Annotated in this window: 21 protein-coding genes and 1 rRNA gene; 21 read left to right on the top strand and 1 reads right to left on the bottom strand. The window is 64.6% G+C overall.

The window, feature by feature from the left end:
• Nucleotides 1–295: 295 nt before the first annotated feature.
• Entirely contained in the window at nt 296–2,437 is a 2,142-nt protein-coding gene (gene rho / locus JWN03_RS22900; protein WP_297618595.1) for a transcription termination factor Rho, read from the top strand.
• Here the strand turns inward: rho and JWN03_RS22895 are convergent.
• On the bottom strand, nt 2,335–2,766 hold the full coding sequence (locus tag JWN03_RS22895; protein ID WP_297618592.1) for a hypothetical protein: 432 nt from the start codon (nt 2,764–2,766) through the stop codon (nt 2,335–2,337). The two genes, rho and JWN03_RS22895, sit on opposite strands and share 103 nt — an antisense overlap.
• 359 nt (nt 2,767–3,125) lie before the next feature.
• Between JWN03_RS22895 and rpmE the strand changes: the two genes are divergently transcribed.
• From rpmE to JWN03_RS22795, 20 genes are all read left to right on the top strand, one after another.
• On the top strand, nt 3,126–3,365 hold the full coding sequence (gene rpmE / locus JWN03_RS22890) for a 50S ribosomal protein L31 (RefSeq protein ID WP_297618589.1): 240 nt from the start codon (nt 3,126–3,128) through the stop codon (nt 3,363–3,365).
• A gap of 243 nt (nt 3,366–3,608) precedes the next feature.
• On the top strand, nt 3,609–4,688 hold the full coding sequence (gene prfA, locus JWN03_RS22885; protein WP_297618586.1) for a peptide chain release factor 1: 1,080 nt from the start codon (nt 3,609–3,611) through the stop codon (nt 4,686–4,688).
• 261 nt (nt 4,689–4,949) lie between these two features.
• Nucleotides 4,950–5,828: a peptide chain release factor N(5)-glutamine methyltransferase gene (gene prmC, locus JWN03_RS22880; RefSeq protein WP_297618583.1), complete on the top strand. Its 879-nt coding sequence runs from the start codon at nt 4,950–4,952 to the stop codon at nt 5,826–5,828.
• Nucleotides 5,829–6,086: 258 nt separating this feature from the next.
• The gene (locus tag JWN03_RS22875) at nt 6,087–6,752 is read left to right on the top strand and encodes an L-threonylcarbamoyladenylate synthase (RefSeq protein WP_297618580.1); all 666 of its coding nucleotides are present in this window, start codon (nt 6,087–6,089) and stop codon (nt 6,750–6,752) included.
• A gap of 11 nt (nt 6,753–6,763) precedes the next feature.
• A complete protein-coding gene (locus tag JWN03_RS22870; protein ID WP_297618577.1) occupies nt 6,764–7,957 on the top strand; it encodes a glycosyltransferase family 4 protein in 1,194 nt (397 codons plus the stop codon).
• A gap of 11 nt (nt 7,958–7,968) precedes the next feature.
• A complete protein-coding gene (locus JWN03_RS22865; protein WP_297618574.1) occupies nt 7,969–8,397 on the top strand; it encodes a hypothetical protein in 429 nt (142 codons plus the stop codon).
• A gap of 273 nt (nt 8,398–8,670) precedes the next feature.
• A complete protein-coding gene (gene atpB / locus JWN03_RS22860) occupies nt 8,671–9,519 on the top strand; it encodes a F0F1 ATP synthase subunit A (protein WP_297618571.1) in 849 nt (282 codons plus the stop codon).
• A 73-nt stretch (nt 9,520–9,592) separates the two neighbouring features.
• Complete coding sequence (locus JWN03_RS22855; RefSeq protein ID WP_297618568.1) at nt 9,593–9,835, top strand: ATP synthase F0 subunit C; 243 nt, start codon at nt 9,593–9,595, stop codon at nt 9,833–9,835.
• 26 nt (nt 9,836–9,861) lie between these two features.
• Nucleotides 9,862–10,413, top strand: coding sequence for a F0F1 ATP synthase subunit B (locus tag JWN03_RS22850; RefSeq protein ID WP_297618565.1), 552 nt, complete (start codon nt 9,862–9,864; stop codon nt 10,411–10,413).
• Between the two features lie 19 nt (nt 10,414–10,432).
• Nucleotides 10,433–11,245 carry a F0F1 ATP synthase subunit delta gene (locus tag JWN03_RS22845; protein ID WP_297618563.1) on the top strand — a complete coding sequence of 271 codons (813 nt, stop codon included), beginning with the start codon at nt 10,433–10,435 and terminating at the stop codon, nt 11,243–11,245.
• 50 nt (nt 11,246–11,295) lie between these two features.
• A complete protein-coding gene (atpA, locus tag JWN03_RS22840; RefSeq protein WP_297618560.1) occupies nt 11,296–12,936 on the top strand; it encodes a F0F1 ATP synthase subunit alpha in 1,641 nt (546 codons plus the stop codon).
• 55 nt (nt 12,937–12,991) lie between these two features.
• Nucleotides 12,992–13,960: a F0F1 ATP synthase subunit gamma gene (locus JWN03_RS22835; RefSeq protein ID WP_297618558.1), complete on the top strand. Its 969-nt coding sequence runs from the start codon at nt 12,992–12,994 to the stop codon at nt 13,958–13,960.
• Nucleotides 13,961–13,979: 19 nt separating this feature from the next.
• A complete protein-coding gene (atpD, locus tag JWN03_RS22830; protein WP_297618555.1) occupies nt 13,980–15,422 on the top strand; it encodes a F0F1 ATP synthase subunit beta in 1,443 nt (480 codons plus the stop codon).
• A gap of 6 nt (nt 15,423–15,428) precedes the next feature.
• Nucleotides 15,429–15,806: a F0F1 ATP synthase subunit epsilon gene (locus tag JWN03_RS22825; RefSeq protein WP_297618552.1), complete on the top strand. Its 378-nt coding sequence runs from the start codon at nt 15,429–15,431 to the stop codon at nt 15,804–15,806.
• A gap of 268 nt (nt 15,807–16,074) precedes the next feature.
• Entirely contained in the window at nt 16,075–16,692 is a 618-nt protein-coding gene (locus tag JWN03_RS22820) for an MspA family porin (RefSeq protein WP_297618549.1), read from the top strand.
• Between the two features lie 43 nt (nt 16,693–16,735).
• Nucleotides 16,736–17,428, top strand: coding sequence for an MspA family porin (locus JWN03_RS22815; protein WP_297618546.1), 693 nt, complete (start codon nt 16,736–16,738; stop codon nt 17,426–17,428).
• Nucleotides 17,429–17,564: 136 nt separating this feature from the next.
• Nucleotides 17,565–17,996 (top strand): DUF2550 domain-containing protein, encoded by a 432-nt coding sequence (locus JWN03_RS22810; RefSeq protein WP_297618543.1) that lies wholly within the window; start codon nt 17,565–17,567, stop codon nt 17,994–17,996.
• Nucleotides 17,997–18,138: 142 nt separating this feature from the next.
• Nucleotides 18,139–18,732, top strand: a complete 594-nt coding sequence (locus JWN03_RS22805) for a cob(I)yrinic acid a,c-diamide adenosyltransferase (protein ID WP_297618540.1) — start codon at nt 18,139–18,141, stop codon at nt 18,730–18,732.
• Nucleotides 18,733–18,742: 10 nt separating this feature from the next.
• Nucleotides 18,743–20,005, top strand: coding sequence for a UDP-N-acetylglucosamine 1-carboxyvinyltransferase (murA, locus tag JWN03_RS22800; RefSeq protein ID WP_297618537.1), 1,263 nt, complete (start codon nt 18,743–18,745; stop codon nt 20,003–20,005).
• A gap of 469 nt (nt 20,006–20,474) precedes the next feature.
• Nucleotides 20,475–20,586, top strand: a 16S ribosomal RNA gene (locus JWN03_RS22795); the annotation flags it as partial.

The following is a 20,586-nucleotide window of genomic DNA, read 5'->3' as shown; positions in this document are numbered from 1 at the left end:
GGGAGCTATCCTGAGCGAGTCCGTACATCGTGCGCGTCAGACGCCGGTGCTTCATCAGGGCAAATCGCTCCAGAGGCTCCTTGCTCAGGCTCGAGGCTTGAGGCTCGAAACTTGGGGGTAGCCAGTTCACTGGAATGATCTCTCCCACCTTTTAACCCGGTGGCGAAGCCCACGCGCTGGTACTCCCATCGCCCCGGCGCGCCGCGCGGTACGGCATCCGAGTCCGGCATACGACCGGACTGCAGGAGGAACCCTCGAACAGGCACACGGCAGTCGAGGGAAGGAAAGGATTTCCGTGACAGATACGGACCTGCTCGCGACACCCGGGGTGGAAAGTGATTCAACCTCCTCGGATCGCGAAAGTGAATCCGGACAGATTTCGAAGATGAGCGAACACACTGACGTCGCACGATCGGGGCTGACTGGAATGTTGTTGCCGCAATTGCGTGCGCTTGCGGGAGAACTCGGTATTCGAGGGACTTCCGGGATGCGTAAGGGTGATCTCATCGCCGCCATCAAGGAGAATCAATCCGGCGGCGCCAAGGCTGTCGCAGTGGTCGGCAAGGCCACCACCGCGCGAAATGCCAAGGGCAAGGGCGAAACCGGCGGGGAGTCCGAGTCGGCTGCTGCCGCTCCGGTGAAGGCCGAGAATTCTTCCGCGAAGGCGGACAATGCCTCCGCGAAGACGGAGAATGCTGCCGTGAAAGCCGAGAGCTCCGCGGTGAAGGCCGAGGATGTTCGGGTGAAGGCCGAGGTTCCGGCGTACAACGCCGCGCCCATCCGGGAGAACTCCGCCGAGAAGTCCGCCGAGCCGCGTGAGGCCAAGCGGGACGAGAACGACGGCGCTCGCGCCGAGGGCGGCGACGACAGCCGGGACGGTGGCCAGCGCGGCCGCGGTCGCCAGCGTCGGGGCCGCGAGCAGCGGGTCGCCACCGGTGGCAATGCCAATGCGAATGCCAATGCCGAGGCCAATTCCACTCCCGCGGAGACCTCCGCCGGCGAGTCGAAGCCGGAGCAAGAGGGTGGTGAGCGTCGCCGCGAGCGCAATAACAATCAGCAGTCGGGCGGCCAGAGCCAGCAGAACAACCAGAACGGCACCGCTCGCGGCGGCAATAACAACGATCGCGACCGTAACCGCGCCGCCGCTGCCGATGACGACGAGGAAGGCGGCCGCGGCCGCCGGGGTCGTCGCTTCCGGGAACGTCGTCGTGGGCGTGACCGCGATGGCGTGCCGGGCGCGGGTGAAGCCATCAGCAGCCGGGAGACCCGGGAACTGGAGATCCGCGAGGACGATGTCCTGCAGCCGGTCGCCGGAATTCTCGACGTGCTCGACAATTACGCCTTCGTTCGCACCTCCGGGTACCTGGCCGGCCCGAACGATGTGTACGTGTCGATGAACCTGGTCCGCAAGAACGGCCTGCGCCGCGGTGACGCCATCACCGGCGCGGTGCGTGCTCCGCGCGACGGTGATCAGAGCAATCAGCGGCAGAAGTTCGATCCGCTGGTGCGGCTGGACACGATCAACGGTTCGGATATCGAATCCGCCAAGCGTCGTCCGGAATTCCAGAAGCTCACCCCGCTGTACCCGAATCAGCGACTGCGGCTGGAAACTCAGCCGAACAAGCTGACCACGCGCATCATCGATCTGATCATGCCGATCGGTAAGGGTCAGCGTGCACTGATCGTGTCCCCGCCCAAGGCGGGTAAGACCACGATCATGCAGGACATCGCGAATGCGATCGCCGTCAACAACCCCGAGTGCTATCTCATGGTTGTGCTGGTGGACGAGCGTCCCGAGGAAGTGACCGATATGCAGCGCTCCGTGCGCGGCGAGGTCATCGCCTCCACGTTCGACCGCCCGCCGGGCGATCACACCTCCGTCGCCGAGCTCGCCATCGAGCGTGCCAAGCGGCTGGTGGAGATGGGCCAGGACGTCGTCGTACTGCTCGACTCGATCACTCGACTGGGTCGTGCGTACAACAACTCGTCCCCGGCTTCGGGCCGAATCCTTTCCGGTGGTGTGGATTCCACCGCGCTGTACCCGCCCAAGCGGTTCCTCGGCGCGGCCCGCAATATCGAAAACGGCGGCTCGCTCACCATCATCGCCACCGCGATGGTCGAGACCGGTTCCACCGGTGACACGGTGATCTTCGAAGAGTTCAAGGGCACGGGTAATGCCGAGCTCAAGCTCGATCGCAAGATCGCCGAGCGCCGCGTGTTCCCCGCGGTCGACGTCAACCCGTCCGGCACCCGCCGCGACGATCTGCTGATGTCACCCGACGAGGCCGGTGTGCTGCACAAGCTGCGGCGCGTGCTCTCCGGTCTGGACTCGCATCAGGCCATCGACCTGCTCGTCGATCGACTCAAGAAGACGAAGAGCAATGCCGAATTCCTGATGACGGTCTCCAAGACCGCCCCGAACGCGATCGACGAATAAGTCTCTCGCACAGGAGCATCGACAACAGCCCCGCTTCGGCGGGGCTGTTGTCGTATCTGCGCCGGACGCGGGCTGAAGAAGAACAGTCCGATCAGGGCCGCGCCGATGATCATGAAAGCCAGAATGGTTGCTGTCACCGCGCCGACCGGGATATCGGAGATATTGACCGCCGTATAGGTGAGCGTGCCGTCGCCCGCTGGCGGGGTGGCGGCCGGCGTCTGGCCTCCCGCCGTGGCGGCCGATTCCCCCGGAACCATGCACCAGCCCGCGACAACGATCAAGGCCAGCAGTCCCAGCACCGCCCCCGCAGTGGCTTCTTTCCTGTTCACAGCTGTCCTTCCCGTAGTCGCAGGTTCTCACCTCGCACTACTCTATGAACAACGGTGTTCGCATTCCCGAGTAGCGAGCTACTCGTCTTCAGCCTGGCTCGAGGACTGTGAACGTGCGTGCCCATAATTTCTTGGGGGTAACTCCGGGGGCCCAACTAACCTTAAGCCCGGGTTGCTGTGTCCCAGCTGGGAGTTCGGATGCGGATCCCTGAGAGCCAGCCGTGAACGATTTGCCCGGATGAGGCCTGGGAATAAGCGCTGCTCCCTCGACGTCTATAGTGGTCAGTCGGCAACCATGCCTAGTCGGTTCCGGTTCACGTCTTTGCGAAGGCGACCCGGGACCATTCGAGAGGACACCCATGAAGGCAGGAATTCACCCCACGTACGTCGATACGACGGTCGTGTGCGGCTGCGGCAACACCTTCCAGACCAAGAGCACCAAGGAGTCCGGCCAGATCACGGTCGAGGTCTGCTCCCAGTGCCACCCGTTCTACACGGGCAAGCAGAAGATTCTGGACACCGGTGGCCGCGTGGCTCGCTTCGAGGCGCGCTACGGCAAGCGTGCGTCGAAGGCCCCTGAGGCCAGCGAAGCCAACTAGCTACCCAGTCGACGCCCGTCCTGCATCAGCAGGCCGGGCGTCGCTGTATTTTCTGCCTCCGTAACTTTTGCCTCCGCTTCGCTGCGGCGGGTTCGCGGCCCTGGGAGTCTCGTTCTTCCCTCCTTCCGCTCCTCCGCTTCGCTCCCCCGCTCCACTCAGTCCAGAACGAGACGGGCCGCGAACATGAGGTTGGGGCGACCTGGAAACTAGTTGTGAACACGCCCTACCCGAGGAGCAACCGCGATGGCTGACAAGACAGCCCCCAATGCGATCGACGACATTCTGGCCGAATACAACGGCCTCGAACTGCAGCTGTCCGATCCCGCGCTGCACAACGACCTGGGCGCGGCCCGGCGGGTGGGCAAGCGCTTCGCCGAACTCGGCCCGATCATGGCCGCCTACAAGCGACTGTCCTCCACCAAGGACGATCTTGCTGCCGCCGAGGAGCTCGCCGCCGACGATTCGTCGTTCGCGGCCGAGATACCGGGACTGCGCGCCCAGGTGGAGGAGCTGGAGAAGACCCTCACCGATCTGCTCGCCCCCCGCGACCCGCACGACGCCGATGATGTTGTGCTGGAAGTGAAGTCGGGCGAAGGCGGCGAGGAATCGGCGCTGTTCGCCTCCGACCTCGCCCGCATGTACATCCGCTATGCGGAGCGCCACGGGTGGAAGGTCGAGATTCTCGACGCCAACATCACCGATATGGGCGGCTACAAGGAAGCCACCATTTCGATCAAGGCCAAGGAGCCGTCCCTGGACGGTGTGTGGTCGAAGCTGAAGTTCGAGGGCGGGGTGCACCGCGTGCAGCGGGTGCCCGTCACAGAATCGCAGGGCCGTATCCACACCTCGGCGGCCGGCGTGCTCGTCTACCCCGAGCCGGACGAGGTCGAAGAGGTGCAGATCGACGACAAGGATCTGCGCATCGACGTCTACCGCTCCTCCGGTAAGGGCGGCCAGGGCGTCAACACCACCGACTCCGCGGTCCGCATCACCCACCTACCCACCGGCATCGTGGTGACCTGCCAGAACGAGCGCTCGCAGCTGCAGAACAAGATGCGCGCCATGCTGGTGCTCGGCGCCCGCCTGCAGGCCCTCGCCGAGGAGCAGGCCGATCAGGAAGCCGCCGCCGGTCGCGCCACCCAGATCCGCACGGTCGACCGCTCCGAGCGCATCCGCACCTACAACTTCCCGGAGAACCGCATCGCCGATCACCGCATCGGTTTCAAGGCGCACAATCTGGACTCGGTGCTCGACGGCAACCTCGACGATCTCTTCACCGCCCTCGGTGAAGCCGACCGCGCCGCCCGCCTCGCCGCCGAATAAGCTCCCCGCCTCCCGGAACTTTGGCGCGCGGCTGAGAGCCGTAGACCTCGAGTACGCGTGGTGCGGTCCGACACCGCACCGATTTTGGGGGTACCCGGGGAGTTACCCATATTCTCGCGAAATCAGTTGTCCCGTCCCGAAACAGAGGGTTGCTCGGGCCTCGGATCTGGGTAACTCACTGGGCACGCTCAGAACTCGTGTGGCGGCCCGCAACGAAAGAATTGAGGCACCCAAGTGGTCGGCAGTAGTCCAGGGGAGGCGGTGTCGCGCCGCGCACCGTTGCGTCCAGCGATTCTCGAGGCTGTCGAGGTACTGCGGGATGCGGGGGTACACAGTCCCGGCGCGGACGCGGAATACCTTGCCGCACATGTACTCGGCATCGAGCGCATGCGCCTGGCTCTGGTCCCCATGGTGACGGCCGACCAGCTCGCGGAGTTTCGCAAGCTGGTCGCGCGGCGCGCGGAACGCGTTCCCCTGCAACATCTCACGGGCACCGCGGCCATGGGTGAGATCGAACTGGCCGTCGGTCCGGGCGTTTTCATTCCCCGGCCCGAGACCGAATTGATCTTCGCCTGGGCTCTGGCCCAACTCGAAGCCGTCGGCCACGAGCATCAGCCCATCGTGGTGGATCTGTGCACCGGGTCCGGCGCCCTGGCCCTGGCCATCGCACACGCCCGCCCCGACGTCCAGGTGCACGCCGTGGAGCTGGATCCCGAGGCCATGGCCTGGGCCCGCCGCAATGCCCTGCAATTGGCGGACGAGGGCGATACCCCCATAGACCTGCACGCCGGAGACGTCACCGACCCCGCTCTCCTCGAAAAACTCGACGGCCGCGTGGACATAGTCGTCTCCAACCCGCCCTACATCCCCGAATCCGCCCAGCTGGATCCCGAAGTGGCAGACCACGACCCGCACCGCGCCCTCTTCGGCGGCCCGGACGGCCTGGACGTCATCCGCCCGATGATCCCCAATATCGCCCGGCTGCTTCGCCCCGGCGGCGCGGTCGCCATCGAACACGACGACACCAACGGCTCCGGCGTGGCAGCCCTGCTCACCGCCCAGGGCGCCTTCACCGCGGTCCTCGAACACCCCGACCTGGCAGGCAAACCCCGCTTCGTGGTCGCCCGCCGCACCTCCTGATCGCAGCGTCCCTGCACAAATTCTGCGCACCGCGCATTACTCCAAGTCGAATTCGTGCGCGCCGAACCGATTCGAGGGCGGCGGCATCGTCGTCCCGCCCGAGGTCGCTCCACCCCGCGAATCGTCGGCGGGAGGTCAGCCCTCCGAGCGTCTTATTCTTGGCTTTTGTCCAGGCGTCACTGTCATTTTGTGCTTGTTCCTCGGGTTTAGGCTGCCGCGGCGGTGGGTGGCCCGAGGTTCCGTGCCAAGATGTTGCGCGTGAGTACCGTCTATGACTGTGCCGATTCCGATTCTCGAGCCGCCGGACTGATCGCGGCGCGGAGCGCGCTGAAATCGGGGCGGCTGGCTGTGATTCCGACCGATACCCTGTACGGCCTGGCCGCCGACGCATTCGACAGCCAGGCTGTCGCCGCGCTGCTGGCCGCCAAGCGGCGCGGCCGGGATATGCCGGTGCCGGTGCTGGTGGGTTCGTGGACCACCATCGACGGGCTGGTGTTCTCGGTGCGCCCGCAGGCACGTGAGCTGATTCGCGCGTTCTGGCCGGGTGGCCTGAGTCTTGTTGTGCAGCAGGCGCCTTCGCTGGGCTGGGACCTGGGGGACACCCGGGGCACGGTTATGCTGCGCATGCCGCTGCATCCGGTCGCGCTGGAGGTGCTGCGCGAGGTCGGGCCGCTGGCGGTATCGAGTGCCAATGTGTCCGGGCAGCCGCCGGCCAAGACCGCCGCGGAAGCGCGTGCGCAGCTGGGCGATCTGGTGGGCGTGTACCTGGACGGTGGCCCGGCCGATCATGCGATCGCCTCCACCATCGTCGATCTGACCTCCGATGCCCCGCGCATTCTGCGCGAGGGCGCCGTGCCCACCGAGAAGCTCGCGGAGGTCCTCGGTATGTCGCCGGAGGAACTGCTGTCCCAGGGCACGCGGTGACGGCCCGATAGATGTTGTTGAGTCAGGGCGTATTCAGCCAGGGCGCGGTCGTCCCGCTGCGGGAGCTGCTGCTGGTGCTGTTCGTCGCATCGGTGGTCACCTACCTGTGCACCGGTGGAATCCGGGTGGCGGCCATCGCCTTCGGTGCGGTGGCGGTGCCGCGCGAGCGCGATGTGCATGTGAAGCCGATTCCGCGCATGGGCGGCGTGGGCATTTACCTGGGTCTGCTGATCGCCGTCCTGTTCGCGCATCAGCTGCCCGCACTGCGTCGCGGATTCGACTATCCCAAGGACATTCCGGCGGTGCTGGCCGCGGGCACGCTGATCGTGCTGGTCGGCATTATCGACGACCGGTGGGGTCTGGACTGGCTGACCAAACTCGTCGGCCAGGTGACGGCCGCGGGCGTGATGGCGGTGATGGGCCTGAGCTGGGTCGCCATCTACAACCCCTTCACCAATGAGACGGTGGTGCTGGATCCGCTGCAGGGCGGTCTGGTGACCGTGGGCATCACCGTCGTCATGATCAATGCGATGAATTTCGTGGACGGCCTGGACGGTTTGGCCGCGGGCCTGGGTTTCATCGCCTCGATCGCGGTGTTCGTGTTCACGGCGGGCCTACTCTACGAAGTGGGCGGCGCGACCGACACCTATCCGCCCGCACTGCTGGCCGCCGCGCTGGCGGGTGGCTGTCTCGGATTTCTGCCGCACAATTTTCAGCCCGCGCGCATATTCATGGGCGACTCCGGTTCCATGATGATCGGATTGATGCTGGCCGCCATCTCCACCGGCGCTTCCGGCCGAATTCCGCTGCAGGGTTATGGCCCGCGCGACATCGTGGGTCTGTTGTCACCATTGTTGCTGGTGGGTGCCGTGATGTTCATTCCGGTACTTGATCTTGTTCTTGCCATCGTGCGCCGCGTGCGCGCCGGTGTGAGTTTCTCCACTCCCGACAAAATGCATCTGCACCACCGGTTGTTGCAGATCGGCCATTCGCACCGCCGCGTAGTGCTGCTCATCTACTTGTGGGTGAGCGTGCTGGCATTCGGCGCCGTCGGCACCTCATTGATGGATCGCACCGTCGTGGTGCTGTTGTTCGCGGCGGGCCTGGTTTTCGCCCTGATCGTCACCGCGGTGCCGTCCTGGCGGGAGCTGACCGACCGGGCCGCGCGCAAACCGCCGCGGGGCCCGGATGTCGCGGCCCGGTAGAGTCCACTGACGTGAGCACGCCTTCTACCCCCGATCATGACGCCCCGCTGCGGGCGGCTCTGCGCTACGGCCTGATGGGTTTGGCTGTGCTGGTGGTGGTTTCGGCCATCCTGTCATCGGTCATCGCCGGTATGCCCGGTCTGTGGGGAGCTCTGCTGGGCGCGGCCCTCGGCGGCGGCTTCATTCTGACCACCGCCGCCTCGGTGCTCTTCAGCGCGCGGATCGAGTCCGGTTTGCAGGGCATCGTGCTGCTCGGCAGCTGGGTCGGCAAGCTGCTGCTGGCGGTCGTGGTGATCGCCGTGCTCAAGAAATTCGACTTCTACAGCTCCGGCGCCCTGTTCTTCACGGTCGTGGGAGCCCTGCTCATCGTGCTGGGTGCGGAGACGTATGGCCTTCTGCGGCAACGGGTTCCGACCGTCGAGGTGGAACGCGAGCTCTAGCTCGCGACACCGTTCACGAACTGTTTGGGCCACCCCCTACACGTTGTCGTAGATAACTTGATAAACTCTTTACTTGTAGCCGACCGAAGCACAAGGGGGGGTCACCTGAGACCCGCCTGAGAGCCGCTGGTTATGCTTGCTGCCGTACCAGACCCTTCGGGTCATGGTTCTGCACCGTCGACGATGTCGCCGACGCGCGTACAGACGCCCGGGCGAGAGCCCCTCAGCTGCTGACGAACTTCGAGCCGACCTGAGTCGACCACCAGATCGTCAATGTCCGATCGAACCGCAGGGAAAGAATTCCCTGCGGCCCGACCACGGGAGAGAACGCTGAGCGTCACCATTTTGGCGGGCGAGTTCCACGCGCCGTCGCTTAACGACTTCTTCCCTCCAGCAGTGCTGTTCGAGGGGACGCCTTTCGAGCTCGACCGTTTGATGCTCATTCGCATCGTGATGGCGGCCGTTCTCTTGATCGTGATGTTCGCGGCATTCCGGCGGCCGCAGCTGGTTCCGCGCGGTCTGCAGAATGTCGCGGAAACCGGTCTGGTCTTCGTCAAAGAACAGATCTGTGACGAGGTTCTGGGCAAGGAAACCGGTAAGAAGTTCCTGCCGCTCATCTCCTCGATCTTCTTCGCCGTGCTGTTCCTGAACTTCTCCAGCATCATTCCGGGGTTGAACATCTCGTCGAACGCGCGCATCGGTATGCCGCTGGTGCTGGCAGTCGTCGCCTATCTGACGTTCAACTACGTCGGTATCAAGAAGTACGGCTTCCTGAAATACATGCGCTCGAGCATCGTGGTGCCGAATGTGCCTCCGGCACTGCACCTGCTGCTGATTCCGATCGAGTTCATCTCGACCTTCGTGCTCCGCCCCTTCACCATGACCGTCCGACTCATGGCGAATATGCTGGCCGGCCACATCATGCTGGTGCTGTTCTTCAGCGCCACTCAGTTCTTCCTGTTCGATGCTGTCCCCTGGATGAAGGTGTTCTCGCCGTTCTCGCTGCTCGCGGGTTTGGGCTTCACGCTCTTCGAACTCCTGGTGATCTTCCTGCAGGCGTACGTGTTCGCGCTGCTGACCGCTGTGTACATCGGTCTCGCGCAGCACGCCGACTCACACTGACCGACCGGTACCACACAAAACCTGCCTTACACGCCGCCCGGCGGGTGGGCGACAGAAAGGGAATGAGACACACATGAGCACCTTCGCGACCCTGGCTGCAGACGCTGCTCCTACGGTTAAGGGCTACGGCGCCATCGGCTACGGCCTGGCCGCGATCGGCCCCGGCATCGGTGTAGGCATCGTGGTCGGTAAGGCCATCGAGGGCATCGCCCGTCAGCCCGAGCTGCAGGGCACCATCCGGACCACCATGTTCCTGGGTATCGCGTTCACCGAGGCCCTGGCACTGATCGGTCTCGTCGCCGGCTTCATTTTCTGATTCCGGCATAAGACTAGGAATCAACGATGAACAGCATGTATTTGCTCGCGGCCGAGGAGGACATCAATCCTCTCGTCCCGAAGACGTATGACATTTTCTGGTCTGCTGTCGTCTTCATCGTTATCGCTTTCGTCTTCGCCAAGTACGTGATTCCGCGCCTGACCAAGGTGCTGGACGAGCGCACGGCGAAGATCGAGGGCGGTATCGCCAAGGCGGAGGCCGTGCAGGCCGAGGCCCAGGCCACCCTGCAGCAGTACCAGGAGCAGCTGGCCGAGGCTCGCCTCGAGGCTGCGCGCATTCGTGAGGAGGCCCGCACGCAGGGCCAGACCATCCTCGCGCAGCTGCGTTCGGACGCACAGGCCGAGGCCGACCGCATTGTCGCCGCGGGTCACCATCAGCTGGAGGCACAGCGCCAGCAGATCGTGACCGAGCTGCGGTCCGAGCTCGGCCGTACCGCTGTCGATCTGGCCGAGAAGATCATCGGTCAGTCGGTGGCCGACGAGGCCAAGCAGTCGGCGTCGATCGACCGGTTCCTCTCGGAGCTGGATTCGACCGCCGGCATCGGGGTCGGAAGGTAACGAACCGAAAGTGGGAAGCATGTACGCAGCGAGCCGCGAGGCGAGTTCCCGTGCGCGGGAAGCTCTTCGGTCCGCTCTGACCGGTAGCGACAACGTCGCGGCCACGACGGGCTCCGAACTGTTCGCCGTTGTCGCCGTCCTCGACGACCAGCGCTCGCTGCGTGTGGCGCTCGCGGATAAGTCGGTGTCCAGCTCTGCCCGCGCCGAGCTGGCCGAACGCCTCTTCAGCGGCAAGATCAGTGCGGCCACGCAGGCGGTGCTGATCACCGCGGTGGCTCAGGACTGGTCCCGTGCCCGCGATCTGGTCAACAGCCTGGTGCTGCTCGGCCGCGAAGCGCTGTTGCGCGCCGCGGAGGATCGCGGCCGCCTCGGCGCCGTCGAGGACGAGCTGTTCCGGCTGGGCCGGATCGTCGACGACAACCCCGATCTCGAGCAGGCACTGACCGATCACGGGCAGCCGGTCGCGGCCAAGCGTGAACTGGTGCAGCGCTTGCTCACGGGCAAGGTCGAGGACATCACCCTGGAGCTGGTCCAGCAGGCCGTCGCGCGCAGCAAGAAGGGCGATATCGGCGAGGCTTTCGACCATCTGTCCGACCTGGCCGCATCGCTCCGGGACGAGATCGTGGCGCATGTTCGCTCCGCGTCGGCCCTGACGACGCAGCAGCGTGAGCAGCTCGCTGCTTCGCTGCAGCGAATCTACGACAAGCCCGTCACGGTGCACGTGCAGGAGGACCCGAGCCTGCTGGCCGGTGTCGTCGTGCGCGTGGGCGACGACGTGATCGACGGCAGCGCCGTCGGCCGACTGCAGCGCTTGCGCCAGTCCCTGGCCTGACAGCGCACCATTACACCGACATTCGAGACCACAGCGAGAGCAGGAAGAACATGGCGGAGCTGACGATCTCCCCCGATGAGATCCGTAGCGCGATCGAGAGCTACACCCAGAGCTACACCCCGGAGACCTCCATCGAGGAAGTGGGTGTGGTCACCGACACCGGCGACGGTATCGCCCACATCAGCGGCCTCCCGTCCGCGATGTCCAATGAGCTGCTGGAATTCCCCGGCGGCAAGCTGGGCGTCGCGTTGAACCTGGAGGACACCGCGATCGGTGCCGTCATCCTGGGTGAGTTCGACACCATCGAGGAAGGCCAGCAGGTCCGCCGTACCGGCGACGTGCTCTCGGTCCCCGTGGGCGACAAGTTCCTCGGTCGCGTCATCAACCCGCTGGGCGCCCCCATCGACGGCCTCGGCGATATCGAAGCCGAAGAGCGTCGCGTGCTCGAGCTGCAGGCCGCCACCGTGCTGGAGCGCCAGCCCGTCGGCGAGCCGCTGGCCACCGGCATCACCGCGATCGACGCGCTGACCGCCATCGGCCGCGGCCAGCGCCAGCTCGTGATCGGCGACCGCAAGACCGGTAAGACCGCGGTCTGCATCGACGCCATCATCAACCAGAAGGCCAACTGGGCCACTGGCGATCCGACCAAGCAGGTGCGTTGCATCTACGTCGCGATCGGTCAGAAGGGTTCCACCATCGCGGGCGTCAAGGCTGCCCTCGAGGCGCACGGCGCGATGGAGTACACCACCATCGTCGCGGCGCCCGCGTCGGACTCCGCCGGCTTCAAATGGCTTGCGCCGTACACCGGTTCGGCCCTCGGCCAGCACTGGATGTACCAGGGCAAGCACGTTCTGATCGTATTCGACGACCTGTCGAAGCAGGCTGAGGCCTACCGCGCGATCTCACTGCTGCTGCGTCGCCCGCCGGGCCGCGAGGCGTACCCGGGTGACGTCTTCTACCTGCACTCGCGTCTGCTGGAGCGTTGCGCCAAGCTGTCCGACGAGCTGGGCGCCGGTTCCATGACCGCGCTCCCGATCATCGAGACCAAGGCGAACGATGTGTCGGCGTTCATTCCGACCAACGTCATCTCCATCACCGATGGTCAGGTCTTCCTCGAGTCGGACCTGTTCAACAAGGGTGTGCGACCGGCCATCAATGTCGGTATCTCCGTCTCCCGTGTCGGTGGCGCCGCGCAGACCAAGGCCATGAAGCAGGTCGCCGGTTCGCTGCGTCTGGAGCTGGCCTCCTACCGCGAGCTGGAGGCGTTCTCCGCCTTCGCCTCCGATCTGGATGCGGCCTCGCTGGCGCAGCTGGAGCGTGGTGGCCGCTGGGTCGAGCTGCTCAAGCAGGACCAGTACGCCCCGGTTTCCGTCGAGGACCAGATCGTTTCGCTGTTCCTGGTCGACGCCGGCTACTACGACTCGGTGCCGGTCGGCGACATCCGTCGCTTCAACGGCGAGCTGCTCGAGTACCTGCACGGCAGCGTGCAGTCTTCCTTCGACGCCCTCCAGGGTGGCGCGAAGAAGATCGAGGGCGAGCCCGCGGACGCGATCAAGGCCGCGACCGACAAGTTCAAGCAGGGCTACCTGGCTTCGGACGGCAGTCGTGTCGTGAACGAGGCCGAGGCCGGCAAGCTCGATCACGAAGAGGTCGAGTCGCTGTCCGTCACTCGTAAGCACGTCGAGAAGTAATCGGCGGAGTTATGCGACTGTCTGACTTGACGAATGAAGGGAGTGTGAACCGCTAATGCCAAGCGTGCGCGAATTGCGCTCCCGCATTCGAAGTGTGAGTTCGATCAAGAAGATCACCAAGGCGCAGGAACTGATCGCGACCTCGCGAATCAGCAAGGCGCAGGCCCGGGTCGCGGCTGCCAAGCCGTACGCGGAGGAGATCACCAAGGTGCTCGCCGAATTGGCAAGCGCCAGTGGCAATCTCACGCATCCGCTGCTCACCGAGCGGCCGAACGCGCGTCGTGCCGCGGTCCTGGTGATCACCAGTGACCGCGGTATGTGCGGTGGTTACAACTCCAATGTGCTCAAGCGCACCGAAGAGTTGCTGACCCTGCTGCGTTCCGAGGGCAAAGAGCCCGTCCTGTACGTGATGGGCTCGAAGGGTTTGACCTTCTACACCTTCCGTCGCCGCGAGGTGAACGGTTCGTGGACCGGTTTCTCCCAGTCGCCCAATTACGTGGATGCGTCGTCCGCGTGCAACCACCTGGTCGAGGCGTTCATGGCGGGCGCCGAGGGCGAGGTGGCTGCCCCGAACGGTGCGGGCACCATGCCCGGCGTCGACGAACTGCACATCGTCTACACGCGCTTCGTGTCGATGCTGTCGCAGGTGCCGGAGGTGCGCCGCTTGGCGCCCATCCAGGTGAGCTTCGTGGACGAGAACTACGAACTGGGCGAAGACAGCTTCACCGACGGAAACTCGGATCCCGTCGCACAGTACGAGTTCGAGCCGGATGCTGACGTCCTGCTGGGCGCGCTGCTGCCGAAGTACATCAACACCCGTATTTATTCGTCGCTGCTCGATGCAGCGGCGTCGGAGTCGGCTGCGCGCCGCACCGCGATGAAGGCGGCCACCGATAACGCTACGGATCTGGTGAATTCACTGACCCGTACCGCGAACTCGTTGCGCCAGGCCGGAATCACGCAGGAAATCACGGAAATCGTCGGCGGCGCAAACGCGCTCGCGGCGAACTCGGACCGCGACTAGAGCCGTAGGAAGAGAAGCAATGACCGCAGCTGTCACCAATGAAACACGGGTCGGCGCCGGCACTGGCCGCGTCTCCCGCGTCATCGGCCCCGTCGTGGACGTCGAGTTCCCGCGCGGGTCCATCCCCGAGCTTTACAACGCGCTGAACGTGGAGATCACCCTCCCGTCCGTCGCGAAGACCCTGACCCTCGAGGTCGCGCAGCACCTGGGCGACGGCATCGTGCGCACCATTTCGATGCAGCCGACCGACGGCCTGGTCCGTGGCGTCACCGTCACCGATACGGGCAAGCCGATCTCGGTTCCCGTCGGTGACATCGTCAAGGGCCACGTGTTCAACGCCCTCGGCGATTGCCTGGACACCCCGGGCCTGGGCCGCGACGGCGAGCAGTGGGGCATCCACCGCCAGCCGCCCGCGTTCGACCAGCTCGAGGGTAAGACCGAGATTCTGGAAACGGGCGTCAAGGTCATCGACCTCCTCACCCCGTACGTCAAGGGTGGAAAGATCGGCCTGTTCGGTGGCGCCGGCGTCGGCAAGACCGTGCTCATCCAGGAGATGATCACCCGTATCGCTCGTGAGTTCTCGGGCACCTCGGTGTTCGCGGGCGTCGGCGAGCGTACTCGTGAGGGCACCGACCTCCACCTGGAAATGGAAGAGATGGGCGTCCTTCAGGACACCGCCCTCGTCTTCGGCCAGATGGACGAGCCGCCGGGCACGCGTATGCGCGTCGCCCTGTCGGCCCTGACCATGGCGGAGTACTTCCGCGATGTGCAGAACCAGGACGTGTTGCTCTTCATCGACAACATCTTCCGGTTCACCCAGGCCGGTTCCGAGGTCTCGACCCTGTTGGGCCGCATGCCCTCTGCCGTCGGTTACCAGCCGACCCTGGCGGACGAGATGGGTCAGCTCCAGGAGCGGATCACCTCGACCCGTGGCCGTTCGATCACCTCGATGCAGGCGATCTACGTCCCCGCCGACGACTACACCGACCCGGCGCCGGCGACCACCTTCGCCCACCTGGATGCGACGACCGAGCTTTCGCGCCCGATCTCGCAGAAGGGCATCTACCCGGCCGTCGACCCGCTGACCTCGACCTCTCGTATTCTCGAGGCGTCGATCGTCGGCGATCGGCACTTCTTCGTGGCTAACGAGGTCAAGCGGATCCTGCAGAAGTACAAGGAACTGCAGGACATCATCGCCATCCTCGGTATGGACGAGCTCTCCGAAGGCGACAAGGTCCTCGTGGGCCGTGCGCGTCGTCTGGAGAAGTTCCTCGGCCAGAACTTCATCGTCGCCGAGAAGTTCACCGGCCAGGAAGGTTCGGTCGTTCCGCTGGAGCAGACCATCGACGACTTCGACCGCGTCTGCAAGGGCGAGTTCGATCACCTGCCCGAGCAGGCGTTCAACTCTTGCGGTGGCCTGGACGACGTCGAGGCTGCTGCGAAGAAGATCGCCGGGAAGTAGTCACCCATGGCAGATATGTCAGTTGATCTGGTCGCTGTAGAGCGACTGCTGTGGTCGGGGCGGGCGAGTTTCGTCTCCGCTCAGACCACGGAGGGTGAGATCGGCATCCTGGCCGGCCACGAACCGCTGCTCGGTCAGCTGGTCGAGGGCGGCACGGTCACCATCGTGTCCGACAGCGACGAGCGGATTGTCGCGGCCGTGCACGGCGGATTCTTCTCAGTCACCGCCACTTCGGTGCGCGTGCTCGCCGAATCCGCTGATTTCGCAGGCGATATCGACGAGGCGGCCGCCAAGGCCGTTATCGCCGATGCCGATGCGGACCCGGCCGCGCGGGCCCGGGCCGAGGGCCAGGTTCGTGCATTGCAAAAGGCCGCAGAGGCCTGATCCTGCAAACGCAGTAGTGAGTTCCGGGTTTTCACTCGGCAAATGAGCGGCGGCTCTGGGAAATATCCCAGGGCCGCCGTTCTTTTCGTTTACACTCAGACACCGGCTAGGGATGTGATCTGAAGCATTCCGCAAAGCCTGGGCTATTTCAGCACTTTCAGCTTTACCTCAATGAGTTGGCGCAGCGCGGTCTCGCCCGGGTATGAGCGGGTGTGGCCTCGCCTCGATGAGCGAGGGGTGAATGAACGGGCTTCGGATAAGCAGATGGATGGTCACCGCGGTGGCAGTCGCGGTGGGCCTCGGATTCTTTTCACCCGGGGCGGCGGTGGCCGACACCATCGTCCCGCTGCCGGACGGGCATATCGAGGGACCGGGCGTGAAAATCACGAGTGTCGGTGAGCGAGCGATCATTTCGCCGTCGCTGGCATCCAATGGCGCAGGCCGCTCGGCCTGGCTCAGCGGCAATGTGATCGCCGAGGTGGTGACGCCGGACGGGACGGTGGGCCCCAACAACGGTCCCAAGAACTATCCCGGCACGAATGACTCGAGCACACACGGCGCGTCCAACCTCACCGTGGGATACGTCGTGGGATGTCAGGTGTCGCTCGGCGCGCTGAGCGCCAATTCGTCCTTCACGGTCAGCGCGACACCGAGTCTGTCCGGCGGATTCAGTTTTCCGCTCTCACCCGGTGAGGTGAAGCTGGTCTACATCAACTACCTCGAGTTGATCAGGAGCGACACCTATCAGATGCAATACCAGGACGTTCCGATGGATATCCAAGGCTGTGGCGGATATGCGCAGGCACGCCAGTTCTCGGTGGTCGAGATCATCGGCGCGGACTACGCCAAGGTCACTCTCTACGGCCAGCCGTTCAGCCTCGGCTGACGTTTCGACAGAGCTTTGCAGGACTCCGACGCGAAGGGATCGCATGTTCGGCACGAATGGGAATCTGCGGGGCGGAAGGCTTTTCGGGGCGGCGCTGGCGGCGCTGGCGGTATCCGGTATCCACGCTCCGGCAACGGCCTTGGCAGACACGTTCATTCCGCTGCCCGGCGGAGTGATCTCGCGGACCTTGGCGGACGGCACCGTCGTCACGATCCGCATCGACGGGGAATCGGCGAAGATCAACCCGTCGATGGGTGACACACCGCTGCACCGCAATGTGTGGGTGACCGGGCGCGGAAGCGTGGACCTCGACGGCCCGAGCGCCGCGACCGCGACGATCAAGATTTCGCCCGGCTACGTCGTGGGCTGCCAGGTGGACATCTCGTCGTTTGCCGAGAGCGGTAACGCGAGTGAATCGGCGACGGTGGGTAATTCAGGTATTGCTCCGCAAGCACCTGCAGAGGGGCTGGGCGGCGGCATCACACTGGCGCCCGGTCAAGCGGTCGCGCAGCTGATGCTGGACCTGGAGAAGCCGGACGACTACGGCCAGGAATCACATAAGCGCTACAACAAGACTCTGGGCCCGCATGCCAGCGTCAGCTGGGTCGACGAGACCTTCGCGATCAACGGTTGCGGCGGTTATGCACAGGCTCGTTCCTTCGTGCTGGCCGAAATCGACACCACAACCTTCATCGGCAACCTGGCCCTCTGGGGTGAACCCTTCACCATGGGCTGAACAGGGCATACGTCACATTAGGTGGATGGCCGGACTCCGCGTTCTCGCGGTCGCTAGTATCGACCGAACACGGGGTCCGGCCGATGGCCGGTTCGTGAAAAGACAGCCGAGGCTGATGTGAAGGGATGGAGCAGCATTGCGAACCGGAATGGTGGTGCTGATCATTCTGGTGCTGTTGCTTGTCGGTTTGGCTCTGGCCTCGACATATCGCCTCGTCATGCTGCGTCGCGGTGGTACCGCCGCGCTGTTGCGCACGCTGCCGGTACGCGGGCACGGCGCGGGTTGGCGGCACGGGCTGATCCGCTACGGCGAGGACAATCTCGTCTTCTACAAACTCTCCAGTCTCAAGCTGGGGCCGGACTGTACGATCAGCCGCCTCGGCATCGAGGTGGCCAGCGGTCGTCGCGCCCCGGAGGGCGACGAGTTCGACATCATGAACGACGAAGCCATCATCAATGTCTCCGACGGCGAGGGCAGCTACGAGCTGGCACTCGACCGCGGCGCCCTGGCCGCCTTCCTCTCCTGGGTGGAATCCCGCCCCTCCGAGCGCATCCGCCGCCGAAGGTAGGTTTGCTCGCGCGACAACTGATTTCGTACGGTCGGGGTAACTCGTCGGGTACGGGCCAACCCAGCCACTGTGCGGCCGTTAGTCCGCAGCGGTACTAGCGTGGCACCTGGCCGGTCGGCAGAAGGTGCGGAGAGGCGGAACAGTGAGCGTTCATCTGACACGGATCTATACCCGCACCGGCGATGACGGGACTACGGGGCTCAGCGATTTTTCGCGGGTGTCGAAGACCGATCCGCGGCTGATCGCCTATGCCGATTGTGACGAGGCCAATGCGGCGCTCGGGGTCGCGATCGCGCTGGGCCATCCCGATGAGCGGATCCTGCGGGTGCTGCGCACCATCCAGAACGATCTGTTCGATGCGGGCGCGGATCTGTCGACCCCCGTTGTCGCGGAACCGAAGTACGCGCCGCTGCGCATCACGCAGCCCTATATCGATCGCCTCGAGAAATGGTGCGATGAGTTCAATGAGCCTCTGGCACCGTTGAATTCGTTCATTCTGCCGGGCGGCACCCCGCTCGCCGCGCTGTTGCACACGGCGCGCACCGTGGCGCGACGCGCCGAGCGATCGGCGTGGGCCGCCGTCGACGCGCATCCGGACGACACCAGCGCGCTGCCGGCGAAATACCTGAACCGACTCTCCGACCTGCTGTTCATCCTCGGCCGGGTCGCCAACCCCGACGGTGACATCCTTTGGCGCCCGGGCGGAGAGGCCACGAGCGAGGGTGCGGACCACTAGGCTGACCCCCGTGAGTGAACGGTTTCTGGTGACCGGGGGCAGCAGGCTCGTCGGTGAGGTCGCGGTAGGCGGCGCGAAGAACAGCGTCCTCAAGCTGATGGCCGCCGCGCTGCTGGCCGAGGGTACGACCACGATCAGCAACTGCCCGGACATCCTGGATGTGCCGTTGATGGCGGAGGTGCTGCGCGGTCTCGGCTGCGATGTCACGGTGGACACCGGGACGGTGACGATCGTGACGCCGGCAGAACCCAAGTACCACGCGGACTTTCCGGCGGTCACCCAGTTCCGTGCCTCGGTCTGCGTGCTCGGTCCGCTGATGGCGCGCTGCAAGCGCGCGGTGGTGGCGCTGCCCGGTGGCGATGCCATCGGTTCGCGGCCGCTCGATATGCATCAGCAGGGACTACGCCTGCTCGGCGCGACCAGCGAGATCGAGCACGGTTGCCTGGTGGCCCGCGCCGATCAGCTGCAAGGAGCGCGTATTCGCCTCGACTTCCCGTCGGTGGGCGCGACCGAGAACATCCTGATGGCGGCAGTGCTCGCCGAGGGGGAGACGGTCATCGACAATGCCGCCCGCGAACCGGAGATCGTCGATCTCTGCAACATGCTGGCGCGTATGGGTGCCCGCATCTCCGGTGCGGGCACTTCCGTATTGACCATCGAGGGCGTGGACAAGCTCTCGCCCACCACGCATCGTGTGATCGGTGATCGCATAGTCGCCGCCACCTGGGGTATCGCCGCCGCCATGACCCAGGGTGATGTGCGGGTGACGGGTATCAACCCCAAGCACCTTTCGCTGGTGCTGGACAAGTTGCGTTCCGCCGGCGCGCGAATCTCGTTCGAACCGGACGGTTTCCGGGTGGTGCAGTCGGATCGCCCGCGCGCGGTGAACTTCTCGACGCTGCCGTTCCCTGGTTTCCCGACCGACCTGCAGCCGATGGCCATCGGCCTGGCCGCGATCGCGGACGGCACCTCGATGATCACCGAGAACATTTTCGAAGCGCGCTTCCGCTTTGTGGAAGAGATGATCCGGCTGGGTTCCGACGCCCGCACCGACGGGCATCACGCTGTGGTGCGCGGCATTCCGCGCCTGTCGAGTGCGCCGGTCTGGTCCTCGGACATTCGCGCCGGCGCGGGTCTGGTGCTCGCGGGCCTGGTCGCCGACGGCGTGACCGAAGTGCACGATGTCTTCCATATCGACCGGGGTTACCCGGAATTCGTGGAGAACTTGCGGTCGCTCGGAGCCGAGATCGAGCGTGTCGGTACCTCCGACTGAACAGCAGATGTCGGGCAGGGTTCGCGAAAAACCCTCCTGAACAGGCGATTTGACATGCGAATGACCAACACGTAACTTTATTCGAGTCAGAGCGACACGGACACCAACCCGGACCGAGAGGTCAGGGAAACGAGGTTGGACGGCGAGCGCCTGATGCTCACACGGCTCTCCTGATCAGCGGATTTGGTTCTGCTGCGATGGGCGAGCTAAGCTTTGAAAGCAGTCGCAGAGATCAACCGGGACGAAAGAGCCCGTGAGATTCTTTGTGCGTGTGTTCTTTGAGAACTCAATAGTGTGTCGATGAATGTCAGTGCCAATATTATTATTGGTTCCGGCTTCTCATACCCCCCGGTTGAGAGGTCGGACATTTAGTCAGCAAATACTTTTTTGCTGGCGTTTTGTTTTGCCATGGTTTTCGGACTCTGGTTAATTCTTCTGATTACACTCGCAAGGGTGTGGTTGAGAGTCTTCAACGGAGAGTTTGATCCTGGCTCAGGACGAACGCTAGCGGCGTGCTTAACACATGCAAGTCGAGCGGTAAGGCCCTTCGGGGTACACGAGCGGCGAACGGGTGAGTAACA

The organism is Nocardia sp. (genome assembly GCF_025465275.1).
In the GTDB taxonomy this organism is placed as follows: domain Bacteria; phylum Actinomycetota; class Actinomycetes; order Mycobacteriales; family Mycobacteriaceae; genus Nocardia.
The sequence above is the reverse complement of the archived record's forward strand: the minus strand, read 5'-3'. Positions and strand labels throughout refer to the sequence as shown.